20 protein-coding genes and 2 riboswitches are annotated in these 18,696 nt (G+C 43.4%); of the genes, 12 read left to right on the top strand and 8 right to left on the bottom strand.

What is annotated here, in order from left to right; all coding sequences use genetic code 11:
* Positions 1-54: 54 nt before the first annotated feature.
* Both MKX35_RS02810 and MKX35_RS02815 read left to right on the top strand, forming a co-directional pair.
* Positions 55-2,115, top strand: coding sequence for a transglycosylase domain-containing protein (locus tag MKX35_RS02810; protein WP_076301046.1), 2,061 nt, complete (start codon positions 55-57; stop codon positions 2,113-2,115).
* Positions 2,116-2,317: 202 nt separating this feature from the next.
* A complete protein-coding gene (locus tag MKX35_RS02815) occupies positions 2,318-2,791 on the top strand; it encodes an AbrB/MazE/SpoVT family DNA-binding domain-containing protein (RefSeq protein WP_076286897.1) in 474 nt (157 codons plus the stop codon).
* A gap of 101 nt (positions 2,792-2,892) precedes the next feature.
* Here the strand turns inward: MKX35_RS02815 and MKX35_RS02820 are convergent, their stop codons facing one another.
* Positions 2,893-3,399 (bottom strand): YwhD family protein, encoded by a 507-nt coding sequence (locus tag MKX35_RS02820; RefSeq protein ID WP_076301047.1) that lies wholly within the window; start codon positions 3,397-3,399, stop codon positions 2,893-2,895.
* A gap of 103 nt (positions 3,400-3,502) precedes the next feature.
* On the opposite strand from MKX35_RS02820, the gene MKX35_RS02825 reads away from it, so the two are divergent.
* The 6 genes from MKX35_RS02825 to MKX35_RS02850 all read left to right on the top strand — a co-directional run bounded on the left by MKX35_RS02825 (position 3,503) and on the right by MKX35_RS02850 (position 9,409).
* Positions 3,503-5,509, top strand: a complete 2,007-nt coding sequence (locus MKX35_RS02825) for a M1 family metallopeptidase (RefSeq protein WP_076301048.1) — start codon at positions 3,503-3,505, stop codon at positions 5,507-5,509.
* Between the two features lie 11 nt (positions 5,510-5,520).
* The gene (locus MKX35_RS02830) at positions 5,521-6,351 is read left to right on the top strand and encodes a hypothetical protein (protein ID WP_076301056.1); all 831 of its coding nucleotides are present in this window, start codon (positions 5,521-5,523) and stop codon (positions 6,349-6,351) included.
* 214 nt (positions 6,352-6,565) lie between these two features.
* Positions 6,566-6,704, top strand: a riboswitch (cyclic di-AMP (ydaO/yuaA leader).
* A 53-nt stretch (positions 6,705-6,757) separates the two neighbouring features.
* A complete protein-coding gene (locus MKX35_RS02835; protein WP_042193080.1) occupies positions 6,758-7,186 on the top strand; it encodes a C40 family peptidase in 429 nt (142 codons plus the stop codon).
* A gap of 359 nt (positions 7,187-7,545) precedes the next feature.
* A riboswitch (cyclic di-AMP (ydaO/yuaA leader) is annotated at positions 7,546-7,687 on the top strand.
* Between the two features lie 5 nt (positions 7,688-7,692).
* Complete coding sequence (locus tag MKX35_RS02840) at positions 7,693-8,184, top strand: C40 family peptidase (RefSeq protein ID WP_042183954.1); 492 nt, start codon at positions 7,693-7,695, stop codon at positions 8,182-8,184.
* Positions 8,185-8,439: 255 nt separating this feature from the next.
* Complete coding sequence (locus tag MKX35_RS02845) at positions 8,440-8,925, top strand: GNAT family N-acetyltransferase (RefSeq protein ID WP_076301049.1); 486 nt, start codon at positions 8,440-8,442, stop codon at positions 8,923-8,925.
* Positions 8,926-9,052: 127 nt separating this feature from the next.
* Positions 9,053-9,409: a c-type cytochrome gene (locus tag MKX35_RS02850; protein ID WP_042183950.1), complete on the top strand. Its 357-nt coding sequence runs from the start codon at positions 9,053-9,055 to the stop codon at positions 9,407-9,409.
* A 91-nt stretch (positions 9,410-9,500) separates the two neighbouring features.
* Here the strand turns inward: MKX35_RS02850 and MKX35_RS02855 are convergent, their stop codons facing one another.
* Positions 9,501-9,788 carry a 4a-hydroxytetrahydrobiopterin dehydratase gene (locus MKX35_RS02855; protein WP_042123209.1) on the bottom strand — a complete coding sequence of 96 codons (288 nt, stop codon included), beginning with the start codon at positions 9,786-9,788 and terminating at the stop codon, positions 9,501-9,503.
* 228 nt (positions 9,789-10,016) lie between these two features.
* Complete coding sequence (locus tag MKX35_RS02860; RefSeq protein WP_042131745.1) at positions 10,017-10,310, bottom strand: hypothetical protein; 294 nt, start codon at positions 10,308-10,310, stop codon at positions 10,017-10,019.
* 206 nt (positions 10,311-10,516) lie between these two features.
* Here MKX35_RS02860 and motA point away from each other — a divergent pair, with 206 nt between their 5' ends.
* Together motA and motB are read left to right on the top strand one after the other, a co-directional pair.
* Positions 10,517-11,320 (top strand): flagellar motor stator protein MotA, encoded by an 804-nt coding sequence (gene motA / locus MKX35_RS02865; RefSeq protein ID WP_076286892.1) that lies wholly within the window; start codon positions 10,517-10,519, stop codon positions 11,318-11,320.
* Positions 11,304-12,122: a flagellar motor protein MotB gene (motB, locus tag MKX35_RS02870; protein WP_042183946.1), complete on the top strand. Its 819-nt coding sequence runs from the start codon at positions 11,304-11,306 to the stop codon at positions 12,120-12,122. Before motA ends, motB begins: the two co-directional genes overlap by 17 nt.
* A 99-nt stretch (positions 12,123-12,221) precedes the next feature.
* Here the strand turns inward: motB and rluF are convergent, their stop codons facing one another.
* Positions 12,222-12,923 carry a 23S rRNA pseudouridine(2604) synthase RluF gene (gene rluF, locus MKX35_RS02875; protein WP_076286905.1) on the bottom strand — a complete coding sequence of 234 codons (702 nt, stop codon included), beginning with the start codon at positions 12,921-12,923 and terminating at the stop codon, positions 12,222-12,224.
* On the bottom strand, positions 12,913-15,240 hold the full coding sequence (locus MKX35_RS02880; protein WP_076301050.1) for a sensor histidine kinase: 2,328 nt from the start codon (positions 15,238-15,240) through the stop codon (positions 12,913-12,915). The genes rluF and MKX35_RS02880 overlap by 11 nt, the downstream gene beginning before the upstream one ends.
* 402 nt (positions 15,241-15,642) lie before the next feature.
* Here MKX35_RS02880 and tadA point away from each other — a divergent pair, with 402 nt between their 5' ends.
* Together tadA and MKX35_RS02890 are read left to right on the top strand one after the other, a co-directional pair.
* Positions 15,643-16,155 carry a tRNA adenosine(34) deaminase TadA gene (gene tadA / locus MKX35_RS02885; protein ID WP_076301051.1) on the top strand — a complete coding sequence of 171 codons (513 nt, stop codon included), beginning with the start codon at positions 15,643-15,645 and terminating at the stop codon, positions 16,153-16,155.
* 112 nt (positions 16,156-16,267) lie between these two features.
* The gene (locus MKX35_RS02890) at positions 16,268-16,837 is read left to right on the top strand and encodes a GNAT family N-acetyltransferase (protein WP_076301052.1); all 570 of its coding nucleotides are present in this window, start codon (positions 16,268-16,270) and stop codon (positions 16,835-16,837) included.
* A gap of 104 nt (positions 16,838-16,941) precedes the next feature.
* Here MKX35_RS02890 and MKX35_RS02895 read toward each other — a convergent pair whose 3' ends face one another.
* From MKX35_RS02895 to MKX35_RS02905, 3 genes are all read right to left on the bottom strand, one after another.
* On the bottom strand, positions 16,942-18,033 hold the full coding sequence (locus MKX35_RS02895) for a hypothetical protein (RefSeq protein ID WP_076301053.1): 1,092 nt from the start codon (positions 18,031-18,033) through the stop codon (positions 16,942-16,944).
* A 102-nt stretch (positions 18,034-18,135) separates the two neighbouring features.
* On the bottom strand, positions 18,136-18,288 hold the full coding sequence (locus MKX35_RS02900) for a small acid-soluble spore protein P (protein WP_042183936.1): 153 nt from the start codon (positions 18,286-18,288) through the stop codon (positions 18,136-18,138).
* A 12-nt stretch (positions 18,289-18,300) separates the two neighbouring features.
* The gene (locus MKX35_RS02905) at positions 18,301-18,642 is read right to left on the bottom strand and encodes a hypothetical protein (RefSeq protein ID WP_042183934.1); all 342 of its coding nucleotides are present in this window, start codon (positions 18,640-18,642) and stop codon (positions 18,301-18,303) included.
* Between the last annotated feature and the right edge of the window lie 54 nt (positions 18,643-18,696).

Genomic DNA, 18,696 nt, shown 5'->3' on the forward strand with positions numbered 1-18,696 from the left:
TGAATATCCTTCCAGTTCCTTTCCCATAATACAAGGAGAAGGGAGTCTGGTGTCATGTCACGTGAATCAACGAGTCCACCCAAACGAAAAAGCCGCTTCCGCCGTTTATTCCGGCTGCTGGTAGCCATGATTATATTGTTTCTACTGACCACGGGAGCTCTGCTCGGTTACCTATACCAAAAAGATCTCCCTCCCATTGGCGACGATGTGCGCTCCAAGCTACTCGACTCCAGGGGCAATATTCTTGCCACCTTTACCTCAGACGGGCGTAGCCGTGAACCGGTCAAATTAAGTCAAATTTCTCCCCTGCTCATTGAAGCCACACTAGCCGTGGAGGATCGTAAGTTTTACGAGCATTCCGGATTTGACATGAAGGGAATGGCTCGGGCCGTGCTCGTCAATCTGGAAGAGGGAAACCGAACGCAGGGGGCTAGCACGCTAACTCAGCAGCTCGCGAGAAATCTTTATCTCTCCCACGAGAAGACATGGACGCGCAAAGCTAAAGAAGCCTTGTATACGATGCAGCTCGAGATGAAATACAGCAAAGATGAAATCTTGAACATGTATTTAAATAACATCTACTATGGCCATGGTGCCTATGGCATTGAAGCAGCCTCTCAAATGTATTTTGGTAAATCTGCAGCAGACTTAGACTTGGCAGAGAGTACCATGCTAGCTGGAATTCCAAAAGGACCAACCTATTATTCGCCGTACAATCATTTAGACAACGCTAAAAAACGCCAAAAAATCATTTTGACTGTCATGACCAATTTAGGAGAAATCACACAAGAAGAAGCAGGACAGGCTGTTCAGGAAGACTTGAACTTAAAACCACAAGGCCAGAAGGATACCACTGTGGTTGCACCTTATTTCAGAGATTATATCCGCAATCTGGCCACAGAATCTCTTCACATCAGCAGTGATGAGCTGGAACAAGGGGGACTAAATGTTTACACTACCCTTGACCCTGACATGCAGCATGCCGCAGAACAAGCAGTCGACAAAGAGATGGATCAAAAGAGTGATCTGGAGACCGCTCTTGTTTCCATCGATCCTCGCACTGGCTACATTAAAGCTATGGTCGGCGGAAAAAATTATCGTACCAACCAATACAACCATGCTCTAGCCACCACACGTCAGCCTGGCTCGTCCTTTAAGCCGATCATGTATTTAGCAGCACTCTCTTCTAAAGAGATGACTGGTCTTTCCGTTTTCAAAAGCCAGCCAACGATGTTCCATTATGATAACAATCGCAAAACCTACCAGCCTCGGAACTTCGGGGATAAGTATCTGGGCGAAATCAATATGCGACAAGCCATTGCAGCATCCGACAATATCTATGCCGTGAATACGATCATGAAGATCGGCGCGGATAAGGTGAGCGAGATGGCAGGCAAGATGGGCATTGATAGTCCGCTTCAAAGCGTGCCGTCACTGGCACTCGGTACCTCACCGATCAGTCCGCTAGAAATGGCTGCGGCATTCGCTGTTATTGGAAACAGTGGTCAGAAAATGCCCACCACAGCCATTCTAAAAATAACGGATTCTAATGGTATGGTGCTGTATGAAGCACCACAGTCAAAGGGTGAAGCCATTGTAGAGCCTTCTGCCGCCTATGTGTTGACCCGTTTAATGGAAGGGGTATTTGAGACTGGGGGGACAGGAAACCGCGTAGCTTCTATAATCAAACGTCCGGTAGCCGGCAAGACTGGAACTACGGATACAGACGGCTGGATGGTAGGCTTCACCCCCGAGCTGTCCACTGCAGTTTGGGTTGGATATGACAAGGGGCGCGACATCACAACTACCGATGGCCGACGGGCAGCTCCAATTTTTGCGGAGTTTACTGAAAAAGCGTTGGAAAATATCCCGCCTAAGATTTTTCCCATTCCAGATGGCGTAGTCAGTGTATACATCAATCCGCAATCCGGTAAGCTAGCTACAGCAGACTGTCCCGAAAAAGAACTGGAGACTTTCATTAGTGGAACTGAGCCCACCGAATACTGTGATCAACATGGCAAAGCTCCCGCTGTCGATGATGTACAAAGCAAAGTAGATCCTGCTGAAGAAAGTCGTTCCCTGTGGAACAATATTAAACGCTGGTGGTTGAATTAACCTCTTCATTAATTGAAGAGGTTTTTCTTTTTTATTACTTATTTATTGTAGAATCCATAGGATGGCCAAACTCAATTTTCACTTCTCCCACAAAGGATGTAACCGCTTCATTAATTATATTCACCCCATTCTCTTAACTCACAATTACTGCTATAATAGTTAGTAGCAACCAAAATATAAAGATGTAAATGAGGGACATGGGATGAAGGATACAGGCATGATCCGGAGTTTAGACAGTCTTGGGAGAATTGTGGTTCCCGCAGAAATCCGTATGACTCGTAATATCGACATTGGTGATCCTATCGAATTTTTTATATTAAACGATAACACCATCATACTCAGGAAGTACACCTCGACAGAATGTACGTTTTGCAGAAGCCACGACCATGTCACCTACTATAAAGAGCAATTTATTTGCAGTAGCTGTCTAAAAGAAATTGCCGACCCTGAACGCATGTCTCAAGTGCCTGAGGCGCGCCAAGATTTTGCAGGCGAAGTGTCAGAACACAGCAGCACGATCCGGAAGACGAAGACAGAGGATATGTGCCAACGCCTGGAGCGGGCCATAGAAGAACATCCATATGCCAATCAGAAAGAGCTTGCTGAAATTCTTGGGATCAGTCAAGCCAGAGTAAGTCAACTCAAACGCAAACTTAGTACGGCAGGCAAATCGTAAACTAATTCATTGTGTTCAATTCAAAAAGGCTTCGACTCTCCTATTTCAGGATGTCGAAGCCTTTTTTCTGTATCAGGTAACCTTGTCCGGGTAATTCGTTCCTACTCGATCAGTGCAGCCTTAAGCTCATCGGAGGACGCAGTCCACCATGCCTCATTATGAGAGATCAAGAGGGATTTGAGGGCAGCTTTTTCAACTGCGCCAAGCCCTCCCACATCGATTTTGCGTTTTAGAGCAGCATCCAACTTATTGACATGCTCGGCGAGAATTTTCCAACCGCGACGTGCTTCCGTATCGATCCACATTTCACAGGCCGTTATTCCGCCATAGAATTGACTATCCTGTGTACGGTCCACTGCTACCCATACTACCCAAACCTGTCTACCGTTAGGTACATCTTCACGGTTCATGGAGAATTTAATCCCCTTTTCAACCTTACTCTTGGCATGCATGGCACCAATATCAATGACTGCTTCACCGCCATCAATAATGACAGGCGATACGTTATTGAGCTCTATAGAGCCCGCTCCAAAGCCTTTATGTTTACTTTTGGCATTCACAATATTTAAGGCAATCTGTTTCTTGCCCTCCGGTTGTATGTTGTCCACGAGTGCACACCCCTCCTCTTACGAATAATTTAATTTTAGCTAATAATGCGGCGATTGCAAACATATACATCCCGTAGATGCTTGTCACGGGAGGAATCACACTATGAAGTCACTGTCATTAAGGTACATCATCATCTTTGCGACCCTGGCCACCCTCGTGCTATTAGGAGGCATATGGGTCTATTCGGGGGATAACTCCACATCTTCTGTTACTAGCTTTGTTTCAAAAGAGGCCAAGTCCTCAAGCGGCATAGCTCCTGCAGCTGCACCACAGCAGACACTGCCTGAAAGCGCCCCCGTTCCAGCAGAAGAGGCATTAAGTCAACGAGTTGTCGAGTATCACATCGATGTTCAGCTTGTTCCTGATACAGAAACCTTAATCGCTTCTGAGACGGTAACCTGGACACACCCCGGTGTAAAACCGGTAAGTGATCTATATTTTCATATGTATCCAAATGCTTTTGCTTCATCAGATACTACCTTTATGAAGGAGTCCGGAGGAACGCTCAGAGGTGACACCATGCCAGAGAACGGCTTCGGAAGTATGACTTTAACCGATTTGCGCACAACAGAAGGAACATCACTAATGCAAAGAGTGCAATTTGTACAACCCGATGATGGTAACGTCAACGATAAGACACTCCTAAAGGTACATCTCCCACAGCCGGTTAATGGTGGAGAAAGTGTCACGCTTAAACTCCAGTACGAGGTCCAGCTCCCCAAAATATTTGCCCGTATGGGCGCATCAGGCAATTTCGTGATGGCTGGGCAATGGTTCCCTAAACTTAGTGTATACGAGCCTATGGGCACACGCGGGGTTAAGGAGGAAGGCTGGGATTTGCATCAGTACCACGGCACCTCTGAATTTTACAGCGATTTTGGCATCTTTAATGTAACGATTGCGGTTCCTTCCGACTACACGGTAGCTGCGACGGGATTTCCTGTGAAGAATGCCAAGCTAAAGCAAGATCAAAAAATATATCAGTTCTACGCTGACGATGTCCATGACTTTGCGTGGGCGGCATCCCCTGATTTTACAGTAGCCGAAGAAGCCTTCTCTACGCCAGAAGTGCCTGGTGTACGGATTAAGGTGTATCTCGATCCATTACACAAAGACTTAAAGGAACGATACCTTCAGGCCGCTAAGGCAGCTCTGACCTACTTCAGCAAATGGTATGGTCCTTATCCCTACTCGACTCTGTCTATTATCGTTCCGCCTAAGGAGGGGAATGGGGCTGGAGGAATGGAGTATCCAACACTCATTACAGCGTTTGGAGCCACAGACTCTTCTCCTGACACCTCACTTGAAAGAACCGTCGTTCATGAAATTGGCCATCAATACTTTTACGGCATGGTAGCCAGCAATGAATTCGAGGAGGCTTGGCTAGATGAAAGCTTCACTTCTTATGCTGAAGACAGACTCATGGAGCAAGAATATGGCATCAAAACGAATCTCCCTCTTCAGTCCAGCTTGGTGACCAAATCAGAGCCGCTAAATTTAGAGACATGGAAATATGCCGGGGCAGAATCCTATAGCCGGAATGTGTATATTCGCGGAAAGCTAGTACTTAAGGATATTGAACGCCAAGTAGGCACTAAGGCAATGAACAGCATCATGTCCACTTACGCACGTAAATTCCGTTTCCAGCACCCCACTACGTCTGATTTTCAAAAAGTCATTGAGAAGGTAACCAAAAAATCATGGCAGCCTTATTTCGAAGATTATATTTATGGTGGTGGTGCTCCTGATTTCTCAGTAGATACGATTACGATTAAAAAGAATGGCAACAGCGATGCTCAGAGCTATGAATCCATAGTAAAGATTACAAACAAAGGGAGCCATTACGTTGACGTTCCCATTAAATTCACATTCGCCGATGGCTCTGCTACAGAGCGGGTCTGGAGCGGTGAAGGAGCAGAGACTACCTTCCAATTGTTAAGCGATCAGCTTCTTCTCTCTGCTGAGGTTGATCCTGAGCATACCATTCTGTTAGAAAACAAACATCTTAATAACTTCAGACTGGCGGAAATAGAGCCCAAAACGCTCTCCCGATGGACATTAAGTGTAACTAAACTAGTTGAAACCGTGCTCGGAACTCTTGTCTGGTGAGGTGAATGATTGTGAGAACATCGATAACCCGCGGCTGGCAAAGCATGAAGGAGCAATTTTATATTCTGATTCTGCTCTTCATCTACCGACTGCTCTGGGGCTACTTTATGTACGGCTTCATCCGGTCTGCTATCGTTCCAATTCTACTGCGTTATCCAGATAAAGACGCTGGAGGCAGCGGAATGGGTAGACTACTCTATTATGTCGAAGGGCAGTTCAGCTTGAACACAGATCCTGCGATACGTACTTGGTTATGGATGTTCCTAGGGCTTGTTGTCTTACGACTGCTACTCTCCCCCTTCATAAGGGCAGGATTACTGCATGAACTCCATCAGGAGCGAAAAGGAGAGCGTGGCCTGTTCTTTTTTCCCGGTATGAAGCTTTATGGATTTCCAGTGTTTATCTTCAGTCTAATCGAATGGGTGCTGGCTCTACTTCCGTTATACTGGCTTGCTCCAAAAATGTACGGGCTATTCTTGTCCTCCTTTCTGAACTACTCTTTGTTACTTCATCTAGTTCCATACGTATTGGCATGGCTTATATACATCTTTATCGTGCGCCTGTTCCTTCTATATATGCAGTTTGGTTATACCAGCGGCACGGGGATGTTCTCCTCCATATTCATTTGCTTGAAGTCGCTGATTCCGGCAATAGGAATTTCAATCATACTTGGTGCAGCAGGCCTGATCCTTTTGCTAGTGTGCGGACTAACGGGTATCTTCTGTCCTGGCCTACCAGCACTTCTTATTCGTCAACTTTCATCACTGCCCTCAACACTCTTCAAAATGTGGGGAATTTCAGCTCAATATCATCTATGGCACAGTAAAGCATTTCCACAATAATTTGAAGCATTACAGAACATAATATAAGAGTCCCGGTTCCTGAATCAGGAGCTGGGACTCTTTCGCGTTATAGACAAATTATGAGGATTTGCAAAATCGTAAAGACTTTGTTACAATAAGTCCTGTTCCATTGGTAACAAGTTTGTAATCATTTGAAACGATTTCTACATAACTTCATGTATTTGTCGTAGTCATGTCGATAAGTCACTATCTGGTGCATAAAACGCCGAATTCCTTGCACCGGGAAGTGGGGGAACCATATTTTGGGTGAATTGATCTCGCTTTGCAGTGATCATAGGGGAACCTTCTACCGAATCCTTAAGCTAACCTCACAGGCATTGGAAGGGGTACAATTTTTTTGAAGAATTTAAGAAAAGCATGCGTCGCTGCGGCGCTAGGACTTGTGATGGCGTTCTCTATTGGTGGAGGAAGTGCCTTTGCAGATTCTAAGATGGACAGTGTTATTTCAAAGACAATTGGAGTTGCCTATAAAACCGGAGGCACTAGCACTGCCGGGTTTGACTGTTCTGGATTTACTACGTATGTATTCAAGAAGGTGGGTCTTTCTTTGCCCCGTACTTCAAAAGCTCAATATAATGTCGGAACTCCTGTAGCCAAAAGCAAATTGCGTTCAGGTGACCTAGTTTTCTTTAACACATTGGGCAACGGCGTATCCCATGTCGGCATTTATGTTGGAAACGGAAAATTCGCACAATCATCATCTTCATATGGCGTGACCATCACTTCACTTAGCCAGTCCTACTGGGCCAATCGCTACGTTGGTGCTAAAAGAGTAATGAGTACTTCCTCATATCAAGCTATAGCCTACGATTAATACTTCCCCACAACTATAACCTCACAATTACATTATATAGACCTGGGTTTGATTATTCACTTAATCGAATCCAGGTTTTCTTTTGCCTTATTATATTCTTTACACCTCTAGAACGGACTTTAAACACTTTTATTTGATAAAAATTTCAATAAATATAAAAATTAGTTTAATATTATCGCTTACATATGCATTTTGTCTTTAAAAAAACGAATTTTTCTGCATGATTATGTTAAAAACGATTGCCAAGCGGCACTCTGTTTGTTACAATAACTGCAGTAAGATTTTAGTAACATTTTTGTAATCATTAAGTTGTTATTTACAAAGGTTTTGTCATGTATTGATTACAAGCTATTCCTAATCAACAGTATCAGCCGAGTTTCCTAACTATTAGGAAAACGGGGGAACCAACTTTGGGTGAATTGACCTCCATTTTTAGAGGGGTCATAGGGGACCTTCAACCGAACCCTTAAGCTAACCTCGTAGGCATCCGGAAGGGGTATAAACTTTTGAAGAAGAAGCTAGCAGCAGCAGTACTTAGCTTTTCCATTATTTTCACCATCGGAGCAGGAAGCGCTTTCGCGGATTCCAAAATGGATAAAGTGATCGACAAGACCATCGGAACTAAGTACGTATCCGGCGGCATCTCCACAAATGGATTTGATTGCTCCGGATTTACAATGTATGTATTTGATAAAATTGGTATAAACCTACCACACCAATCAGGTTCCCAGTATCAAATGGGTACTGCTATCTCCCAAGATGATTTAAGATCTGGAGATCTTGTATTCTTCAATACAAGTGGTAAGGGTGTCTCCCATGTCGGTATTTATGTCGGTGAAGGCAAGTTTGCACACGCATCTTCCTCACGCGGTGTAACGATTAGCTCCCTGAGTGATAGCTACTACGTGAAACGCTACATCGGTGCTAAACGAATTATGAGCACGGATGCTTATCATTCTGTTGCTTCTGAGACAGAAGATAATGATGATGTTCAATAAGTAAATCGTACATAGGCTCTTTTCCAAGATGTTGATTCTTGGGGAAGAGCTTGTTTTTTGTCTTATTTAGTATTTACCCCTCTCAGAATTTGTAAAACAATAATCCTAATAAATTTCTGAGTCGACCATGCCTCTTTTTGTATATAATTAGTTACAAGCATAAACGCCTTCGATGTCCTTATAAGGACCATAAGTATTTTAAGCTAGAAATATAAGACATTTAAAGTTCCCCCGTGAAAGGAGGTCCTTGACCTTATGATAAATCCCTCTGTTACTTTTCATGTAGCGCCTATGGAGACCAGTCACGCGGAAGAGGTTTGCAACTGGGATTACACTGCCCCTTATAATATTTACGGCTGGATGCCGTGGGAGCAAATGCAGGCTCTTGGAATCGAGTTCGGTGACCCGCAGCTACGGAATGAGCAATATGTCTCCATACTAAATGGGCAAGGGATTTTGTGTGGATTCGCGCAGTTGTTTCCAATGGAAGGTGTTGTTCGCTTGGGGATTGGTATGCGCCCTGATCTATGCGGTCAAGGTCTAGGGAAAATATTCATGGATGCAATCGTGCAAGCAGCCTTAATTCGTTATCCTGAGCGTGAGATTGATCTAGAGGTATTGACCTGGAACCAGCGGGCGATCCGAACTTACCAAAAGTGTGGATTTACGATTACCGATACGTATGAGCGCCTAACCCCCACAGGAAACAAACCTTTTTATTGCATGGTCTATGATAAATAATATTAAATTCCATATTTTTCAATGATTTGATGGCATTATCGTTCATTTTTTTGTCACAAACCCTATGATAACGCTTCACCTTGAGCTATAATGTAGGGAGCAGCTTACATAGAAGGGACGAACTGGGATGCAGAAATGGATCATGAGCGGTTTGTTTTTTGCCGCCTGTGCCTTTGCGGTAGTACTTATGTTTACACTTCCAGGTAAAGAAGAGGTAGCTGAACAGAATAAGCCGACGATGCCGGAAGTCCAATTGGATGCGGCAAAGGCCGAAGCAACCGTGAAAGCCAGCTGTATCACCTGTCACGGCGATCAGCTTCAAGGTGGAGTTGGACCCAGTCTTCAAAATGAAGGCGGTCAGCATGATGCTGAAGAAATCTACAGTATCGTCACTAAAGGACGAGGTCAAATGCCTTCCTTTAAAGAAAAGCTAGCCCCTGAGGAGATTGCAAACGTCGCCCTCTGGCTCTCAGAGAAAAAGTAACAGTAACTACTACCTAAGCAACTAAAAACGCCCGTGCCAGAAGATAGTTCACTATCTTCGCACGGGCGTTTATTTATGAGTTTAGGTGACACTAACGATTTTTCTCAAAGGCTTCATTAAATTCATGTGCCTCTCGAATATCTAGAGCTGTAATACCGTCTTCCTCATTTGATTTCAGTCGTAAAGTCACTGTCTTATAATCAATCGTAATATGTGGATGGTGATCAAAGGCTTCTGAAATGGTGGCTACTTCATCAACGAAAGCAATACCCTTCATATATTGGCTGAACATATATTTTCGCACCATGGTATTCTCTTCCAGCTTCCAACCTTCCAGCTTGCTGATCTGCTCACGCAGTTCTTCTTCGGTAAATAACAATTCGTTTCCTCCCTTACTAAAAATTGCAGTAAAATCCGCAGGTCCCTTTACTCGTCTTATTCGTTAAACAAAACATCCCTTAGCTTCTGAGGTCCAAGGGATGTGCCAGGATAAAGGCAATATTTTCGATTAAATGTATTCAAGAATCCCAGCGATTATAACTCGGCTACACCAATTTTAACACGGGCTACTAACTACGGGCAAATTACGCCCCGCCGCCGCCTCTTCTTAAATCAAAACAACAGAGGCTAAATCCTCTTCTCCGACTAAAATATTAATGCGGTGCGTGTCCTTATCGTAAATGATAACGCCGCTCCCCACCTCAATCATAGGTTCATTACCCAGCGCGAAGAAAAGATCCTCAGCCAGTGCCTCCCATACCTCCATCTTGGATTCCTGCGGCAATTCTTGCCACTCTTCTGGATCCATTTCAAAAAATAAGTACCCATCGGAAATTCTTCCGACAGCCTCAGTCAAATCCGTTAGGATTTCACCGTAATCTCTACCATGCTTTACACCCACATGTATCACTCCGTTTTCTCCACAGATGAATAATTACTTACCTTATCCATTATAGCCGAAAAAATGACTTCACAAAAAACGGAATGATGTCGATAAATAAGAATATACGTTATTCGGTTTCGAACAGAGTGCCTTGCCGCTGTTTCAAGGATGATATACGCGGCTTTGTCGGAACACATCTTATAATCTCATGGACGAGGTGCATAATGGAAATTTCAACAATACTTGGTTTAATTTTTGGTCTAGTTGCAGTTATTTGGGGTATGATCCTCAAGCACGCTCCTCTTCACGCTTTAGCCACACCTGCTGCTTACGTTATTATCTTAGTGGGTACGGCAGCTTCCATCTTTATGGCCTTTCCGTTCTCGGAGGTCAAGAAGATTCCAAGTCTGTTTAAAATGATTTTTGTCAAAAAGAAATTAATCAGTAAATCCGAATTAATTACTATGTTCATGGAGTGGGCTTCTATTACACGGCGTGAAGGTCTGCTGGCTCTTGAGTCGAAAGTCGATGAAATAGAAGATAACTTCCTCAGAAATGGCATGCGGATGATTATTGATGGAAATGATCAGGATTTTGTCCGCGATGTTCTCATGGAGGACATCCACGCCACAGAGGATAGACATAAAGCAGGCGCACTCATTTTCTCACAAGCGGGTATGTATGCTCCTACACTTGGCGTACTCGGGGCCGTTATCGGACTTATAGCCGCTCTGGCTGATATGAGTGATATGAACAAATTGGCTGCAGCAATCGGGGCTGCCTTCATCGCAACACTACTCGGTATCTTTACAGGTTACGTATTATGGCATCCTATTGCCAATAAGCTAAAACGACTTTCCAAACGTGAAATTGAAGTTCGAATGATGATGGTCGAAGGTCTTTTGTCCATACAATCCGGTGTATCCACTATTGCCATCAATCAGAAGCTTGCTGTCTTCCTGACACCTTCGGAACGAGCTAAGTTAAATGATGAGAAGGAGAGTGGATCGGGTGAGCAAAAAGACTAGACGACACGAAGAGCATGAAGAACACGCCGATGAATCGTGGCTACTGCCTTATTCTGATCTTATGACCCTTCTGGTAGCCTTGTTCATCGTAATGTATTCTATGAGTGCAACGGATGCCAAAAAATTCGAAGAGATGAGTCAAGCCTTCAGTTCTGCTCTTAATGGCGGTACAGGTGTTCTTGAAGAGCGGGCGGCAATGCCATCTAAGAGTCAAGAGGATTTAGGAAAAAATGATCAAATGGATAAATCAGTAACCAAGAAAAATGAACAAACAGAAATGGCTAAGCTGCGGCAAAAGGAACAAGAGGATTTAGAGAAGCTTAAGAAGCAGTTTGATCAATATATCAGCAAGAACGGCCTTACCGATCTACTCAGTACTAAGCTCAATCAATCCCAGCTTATGATTACGATAAGTGATAACGCGTTGTTCGCATCCGGACAGGCAGTAGTTAAAGATGATTCTCGGCAATTAGCAAAGTCCATCTCAACCATGCTGCAGCAATTCCCGGATTATGACGTAGTCGTGCAAGGACATACCGATAATATCCCTATCTCTAATAGCGACTATTCTTCCAACTGGGACCTGAGCGCCGATCGCGCCCTTCAGTTCATGAAGATCTTGCTAACAAATACGAACCTGAATCCACGGAAATTTAGTGCGATTGGATACGGGGAATACCACCCCATTTCTGAAAATACAACAGCTGTTGGACGAAGTAAGAACCGCCGGGTTGAAGTATCCATTATTCGTAAATATCAAGAAACCAAAGAGTTCTCAGGTATTGCTCCTTCCGATGAATAATGGTTATCCTATTACAAACATAAAGAGCTGTCCCAAGGTCTTAGACCGATGGAACAGCTCTTTTTTGATACATTGTATTCAAATCTAGGCTTTTCTAAGTTATAGAAGTTCGTAGTTCAGTGTAGCTCCAAGTTCTTGCTTCTCTTCAGCAGACAGCTCACGCCATTCTCCTGTTTGTAATGCCCCTAGACGAATATTCATAATCCGAATGCGTTGAAGCTTTCTAACCTCGTAGCCAAAAGCGCTGCACATACGACGGATCTGACGATTCTTACCTTCCGTCAAAATAATACGGAATACACGCTCTGTAATACGAGTGACCTCACAAGGTAGCGTCTTCTCACCTAATATCTTTACGCCGCTTGACATCCCGGTAATAAATGATGGCGTAATCGGTCTGTCTACAGTAACAACATACTCTTTTTCATGCCGACCTTCGGACCGTAAAATCTTGTTAACGATGTCCCCATCGTTGGTAAGCAAAATCAATCCTTCTGAATCCTTATCGAGTCGCCCAATCGGGAAGATTCGCTCATGATGACCTACAAAATCAACAATATTCCCCTTAATATGCTGCTCTGTAGTTGAAGTGATACCCACTGGCTTGTTTAACGCAATGTAAACCGTCTGGCTTGATGTTTCAAGTGCAACACCATCTATTCTTACATCATCGCCTGGAACGGCCTGACTGCCAAGCACAGCAGGTTGTCCGTTGATCGTAACTCTACCACCTTCCACCAGCTTATCTGCTTCACGGCGTGAACAGTACCCTGTCTCACTGATGAATTTATTAATTCTCACGTTGTCCTTCACTCCGTTCATCCTTAATATTAAGCCAAGGGGTATCCGTACCAGCTGCAGGCAGCTTGATCATAACAGTTGTCCCTTGACCCACTTCACTTTGTATTTCCAAATGACCCTTATGAGCCTGAATAATACGTTGGCTAATCATTAGCCCTAAGCCTGTTCCCGACTCCTTATTGGTGAAGAAGGGCTCACCCAGCTTAGGCAGCATATCCTTAGGAATTCCTTCGCCTTGATCTGAAATAAGAATGAAGACAGAATCCAAGGTATTTCTTAACTCCATTGAAATCACACCACCATCAGGCATAGCTTCAATAGCATTTTTGACGATGTTAATAAACACCTGCTTTAGCTGGTTCACTTCACAATGTACGGTGGATGGATATTCAGAGAATGTCGCACTAAACTGAATCCCAAACAAATGAGCTTGACTGTCTAATAGAGAAACCACATCACCAAGGATATCCCGCACATCTTTTTCCTGAAAATGAACAGCTTGAGGCTTGGCCAAAATTAAAAATTCACTTACGATCAGATTAATCCGCTCGAGCTCGGACAACATCAGTTCAATATGGAGGGGGACCAAAATCTGCTTTTCTTGTTGAAGCTGCAAAAATCCTTTTAGCGTCGTAAGAGGATTACGAATCTCATGAGCTACTCCCGCGGCTAATTGGCCAACTGTAGTCAGCTTCTCAGAGCGTCTAAGCAGTTCCTCCATTCGGTTACGTTCCGTCATATCACGTGAGACGTGAATAAAGGAATGTGGATACCCGTCTTCATCACGAATCACTGAGGTACTAACACTAACTTCAACAATTGCTCCATCACGTTTAAGTCTTACGGTTTCAATTGGTGGTAGAACCGCACCACTCTTTAACGCATCAAGCCGCTCTTCCTCCTGCTTAAGCGCTGTGGCAGGCACAAGGTAAGGCTTATTCCCTAGCACCTCTTTGGCACTCCATCCATACAGTTCTTCGAAGGCTCTGTTCGTACTAGTAATTCGGCCGTCCATATCGATGGTATGTATCGCATCAGAGGTTCCATTAATGACCGATTCCAAATGCTCCTTAACTGCTCGGTTCTCTTCCAGTGTCTGTTTGAGTCGATTAGTGCGCTGCATGAGATGAGCCGTCATAGCGTTGATTCGTAGTGCCAGTTGCCCTAACTCATCCCGGCTAGTTACCTTAAGTGGAGGCTCGAATTTCCCTTTGGCTACATCGTTCACTTTGGCAAGTATCGCCTGAATAGGACGAGTAACAAATCCAGACAGTATGTAACTACATAACAAGAATAATGTAAGTAATAACAGTGAAGTTGTCAGATTATTAATTAATTGTTCATGAACCACAGATGAAATCACGGAGTAATCCAAAACGACTCCAATCACATAAGCTTTCAGTCCAGGAGATTGGATAGGGATGAAGCTTTTGAGCACTCTTTTTCCAAGCACTTTCGTCTCCAGTGTAACCGGCTTCTGCTTCTCCTGAGCCAATAGAATCGCTGTTCTATCCTGCTCCACATTACCATAAGTATAGGTGCCGTACTTAATGGGACGGTTACCAAGATTCTTATTCAATGTGTCAGTTCCGTCAGCCTTCATACTTGCTGAGCCAAATGTTACTGGGTTAAATCCTGTGAGTTCTAAGATCCCTGGATTAGCTTCTTTAGTCTGCGCTGCGATTTGATCGGGATTGGTAATCTTGACATAGTCGCTGGCTGCAGTATTGAGAATAACAGGATTTATGATGTAGTTGCTCTCTTCATCATGGTAATATCCCCACTTTTCAATGAAATCGAGATTGTAGGTTGAATAATCAAAAGGGCCTGACCAAAAATGGTCCATGGCCTGCCCCTGACCCACGGATACCTCCTGATTATCGAACAACTCCAAAAAGGCCAGATACCAGTACCCCCAGTCCTTTGTGGACACCCCAATATCACTAGGTAGCGAAGACCTCGCTATTACAATATCGTTATCAGTCTTTACCAGAATTGAAATATTAGACACGCCCACCTTGGAAGTTAGGGCCTTAAGTTCTTCATTCGTCACATTCCTATAGTCGGGGTCCAGCTCCTCGGAGGCAAAGATAGCCGCCATCCTTAAATTATGCGCAATTTGATATTCTACATAGTTAGAGCTATAGTTACTTTGTTCTACAGAAACGGCCATTTGCATAGCGGTTAGTTGCATATTATTAATGCTTTCATTCCGTAGATTATTTTGGGCGGCATAAAGGTTAAATGTCAGGTTCAGTGCTAAAATTAGCAACACCGCCCCAAAAATAATAGCAGATAGTTTTGTCTTTATGGACAAACTGTTTGTTCACCTCTTATCCACTGGTAAATCCTTGCGGGGCCTACAATAAACATCATACCTTTTGCCCTCACATTTGAAAAGACATTTCAATGTAGCGTTCCAATTCAAGAATATTGAAATTCAAAAGGTCTTTCTCTACAATATACAAGTATAAATGCCTTCGGCGTCCTTATATGGACGGGAAGCGTTTAAGCGCGAAATATAAGGACAAAGTATAGCGTGAAACTTATACTTTCTTATATTTTAAGAAACCATCCACAGCTTATGCACATATAAACATTTTATTATAAAACGATGTGTACAAAAATGTGTATAAGTAGGCGGTTATCCACAGAGTTATGCACATTTTGTTAAGAACGAATATTTGTTCGTTGTACAATGGATATAAAGGAAGGGAAGATGATCTTGAATATTAAAGCAGGTGAATCGCTAGATGATATGCGAGCGGTTCATGAACACTGGATGAGGCAGGCGATAGCAGAAGCCCGCAAGGCTGAAGCATTAGGAGAGGTTCCCATTGGGGCGGTCATCGTACGGCATGGTGAAATTATCGGACGTGGATACAATTTAAGAGAAACTACAATGGATTCTACAGCTCATGCAGAAATGGTTGCCATTCGTGAGGCCAGCAATGTCATGAACTCATGGCGACTGCTGGATTGCCAGCTGTATGTTACTTTAGAGCCTTGTCCTATGTGTGCGGGAGCGATTGTACAATCAAGAGTACCCCTCACTGTATATGGCACTCCTGATCCTAAGGCTGGATGTGCTGGGACCCTCATGAATTTGCTTGAAGAACCGCGTTTTAACCATCGCACCGAAGTGATTCAGGGGATTTTACAAGAAGAATGTGCAGACCTACTGACCTCATTCTTTCGTCGTTTACGTCAAAAACCATCGAAACAAGCATAAACGCCTTCGGCGTCCTTATAAAGACGGTAAGCGTTTAAGCGAGAAATATAAAACATAAAGTATAGGTGCTAAACTTATACTTTCTTATATTTAAAAAAAGGAGAGACCTGAAATGACGCTTACTTTATATCATACCTCACATGGTATCTATATTTCTCCTCTAGAGCTAAAGGATACAGAGAACTTACTGGAGCTACGTTTGAATAATCGATTAACACATGAACCATTTGAACCAAAACGCGATGAGCAATTCTACACTTTGGAGAGTCAACAACGGATCATCAATCAGCGTATTGAGGACGCCCTACAGGACAGAGCTTATATGTTCGGCATTTATCTGCTGGATGGACAGCTAATAGGTCAAATCACGCTATCTAACGTCTCAAGAGGTATAGCTCAATATGCTGATTTAGGCTATTTAATGGATTATCGGATGCAAGGAAAAGGTTATATGACGGCAGCGGTCGGATTAATTCTAGGCTATGCTTTTCGAGCTTTAGGTCTTCATAGGGTTCAGGCAGCCATCTTATTGCATAATGAGGCTTCCCGGAGGGTGCTGGAGAAGAGCGGATTTAAACCTGAAGGTATCGCCCGCCAGTATCTCAAAATAAACGGTCAGTGGCAGGATCATCAAACCTACTCAATATTGGCCGAAGATGTATTACCGGATGAACATAAATAACTTCCTACTGACTCGTTCAGAATTAAAATCTTTTTTTCTAATAAAAAGACCCGCATGGGCGTATATCATACGCAACATGCGGGTCTTTCTCTCGTAACTTCTTATTAATAAGTCCCCAAGCTACCGAATTGCTCCTCTAGTTGATCCATTGTAATTACATCATCGCCCTGAGGAATACCAATCTTGAACTCTGGCTTCTCGTTAATCTTGCCATATTGACCTGTTCCGTTTACAGAGAAGGCTACGTTCGTGCCATCTTCCGGATCATTTACTTTAATGTCCATCAATAAATCCTGATACACAGGGAATCCGTCTTTATTGATCGCTGTATTGTAGTGGAACTGATTAATTGTAAGATACTTATCAAGATCCGCCAAACTCTTATCGAATTCAGTTCTAGTTTCACTTGATGTGATCTCTTCTTTAGCCTTAGCCAGATCAGCATCATTAATCTGCAGCATATCCTTGTATTCTTCCTTGCTCACAATATCAATGATTTTAGGCAGGGCATTATTCACAAAGATGGTGATTGCTTCTTTAACATTATCGTTTGTCACTTGGAACTGAACGACTTGTTTAGCTTCAACACCTTCTGGTAAATTTGCTTCCTTTGGACTAAGCTCTTTGAAATACTTTCCTTCATCATATTCAGCTAGTACAGTGTCCATCACTTCATTAGAGAACTTTTGCATTTTCTGCGTATCCAGAGAGCTTGGATTAAACTCAGCACCCTCTTGCTCTGCCAACGCCTTCAGATCCACCTCTACAAACTTGTTAACGATTGTCTCCGGAATCGGGAAGAACGGAATCGATGGAATCTTAACATACAACTTCTCAGTGGTCATCACCATAGGGACATTGAAGCTCATGCTCATATCGCCCTTGAGATTCAGAACCATAGTTAGCTCTGTCTGCATTGGATCAGCCTGATAAACCCCGTCGACGGTAATATCAGCATTCTTGAGCATGCTGAGTACCTGTGTGGTCATTGCAGCAGATTCAGCATCAGCAGTCTCGATGGTTAGATCATTGATCGAGAATTTACTCTTCATCTCATATGAAGACATCGTAGTCGCTTTTGACGCGGCTGATTTTAAGGCCTCTTTTGGCGCCTCCTGTTTACTTGCACATCCTGGCAGAATTACTGCTGCTGTAAGCAACAGTGCCGCGGCCGATAAACCCCATTTTTTGTTCATTATTTTTCTCCTCTCCCATGTAAAAAAAATCTCCCCCACTTATCATAAACTATTTGTAAAAATCAAGAAACACTTCTTTATAATTCTTATTGTTTTTATTTGTTATCCTTGCGGATTATGATGGTCTACATGATTAGCCTGCTTCACCTTTTTAGAGCCAGAAAGTGGTTCTGGTGCAGAAGAATTATGCTCCTTTCTACGCTGGCCATCGTTGGGCTGTGCCCCGGGAACTGGAATACTTTTTGGCTTTGACATTGTTCATTCCTCCTAAGGATTAGTTATATTCTGTAGAGCCTGAGCACATTCGTGAATTTGCCGTGAATACTGCTGTGCTAATAGCTGTACTGCATCACTATGCTCATCAATATGAATTCCACTCTGCTCCACATCAAGCAGATCAACAGCGACCTCCCTGCTATCTACATACCTGCAACGAAAATCAAGTGAGTACCCTTGACGTCCTGCTGCATTAAAATGAATAAGCAGACTATTCGGATCACCATCATCCGCTAGTACATTGAAACTGTCCCCATCCTCCATTAACGCAGGCAGGCGTTCTTGCCAGGCCGAGACAAGATTATGCTGATCTACTTCCAATTGTCTGTCCATAATTATGATCATCCTCCTTCTCTAATACATTGCGGAGAAATCAATCTTTTTATT

The sequence above is a fragment of the Paenibacillus sp. FSL R5-0923 genome, from assembly GCF_038009145.1.
In the GTDB taxonomy this organism is placed as follows: Bacteria; Bacillota; Bacilli; order Paenibacillales; family Paenibacillaceae; genus Paenibacillus_AQ.

Bases quoted from the DNA above. Each gene is read 5' to 3' on its own strand.
- MKX35_RS02835 (WP_042193080.1), top strand. From the start codon at position 6,758: ATGGCGTTCTCTATTGGTGGAGGAAGTGCCTTTGCAGATTCTAAGATG.
- tadA (WP_076301051.1), top strand. From the start codon at position 15,643: ATGATCTTGAATATTAAAGCAGGTGAATCGCTAGATGATATGCGAGCG.
- MKX35_RS02900 (WP_042183936.1), bottom strand. From the start codon at position 18,288: ATGTCAAAGCCAAAAAGTATTCCAGTTCCCGGGGCACAGCCCAACGAT.
- MKX35_RS02850 (WP_042183950.1), top strand. From the start codon at position 9,053: ATGCAGAAATGGATCATGAGCGGTTTGTTTTTTGCCGCCTGTGCCTTT.
- motA (WP_076286892.1), top strand. From the start codon at position 10,517: ATGGAAATTTCAACAATACTTGGTTTAATTTTTGGTCTAGTTGCAGTT.
- MKX35_RS02890 (WP_076301052.1), top strand. From the start codon at position 16,268: ATGACGCTTACTTTATATCATACCTCACATGGTATCTATATTTCTCCT.
- MKX35_RS02825 (WP_076301048.1), top strand. From the start codon at position 3,503: ATGAAGTCACTGTCATTAAGGTACATCATCATCTTTGCGACCCTGGCC.
- MKX35_RS02845 (WP_076301049.1), top strand. From the start codon at position 8,440: ATGATAAATCCCTCTGTTACTTTTCATGTAGCGCCTATGGAGACCAGT.
- MKX35_RS02810 (WP_076301046.1), top strand. From the start codon at position 55: ATGTCACGTGAATCAACGAGTCCACCCAAACGAAAAAGCCGCTTCCGC.
- MKX35_RS02905 (WP_042183934.1), bottom strand. From the start codon at position 18,642: ATGGACAGACAATTGGAAGTAGATCAGCATAATCTTGTCTCGGCCTGG.
- MKX35_RS02895 (WP_076301053.1), bottom strand. From the start codon at position 18,033: ATGAACAAAAAATGGGGTTTATCGGCCGCGGCACTGTTGCTTACAGCA.
- MKX35_RS02815 (WP_076286897.1), top strand. From the start codon at position 2,318: ATGAAGGATACAGGCATGATCCGGAGTTTAGACAGTCTTGGGAGAATT.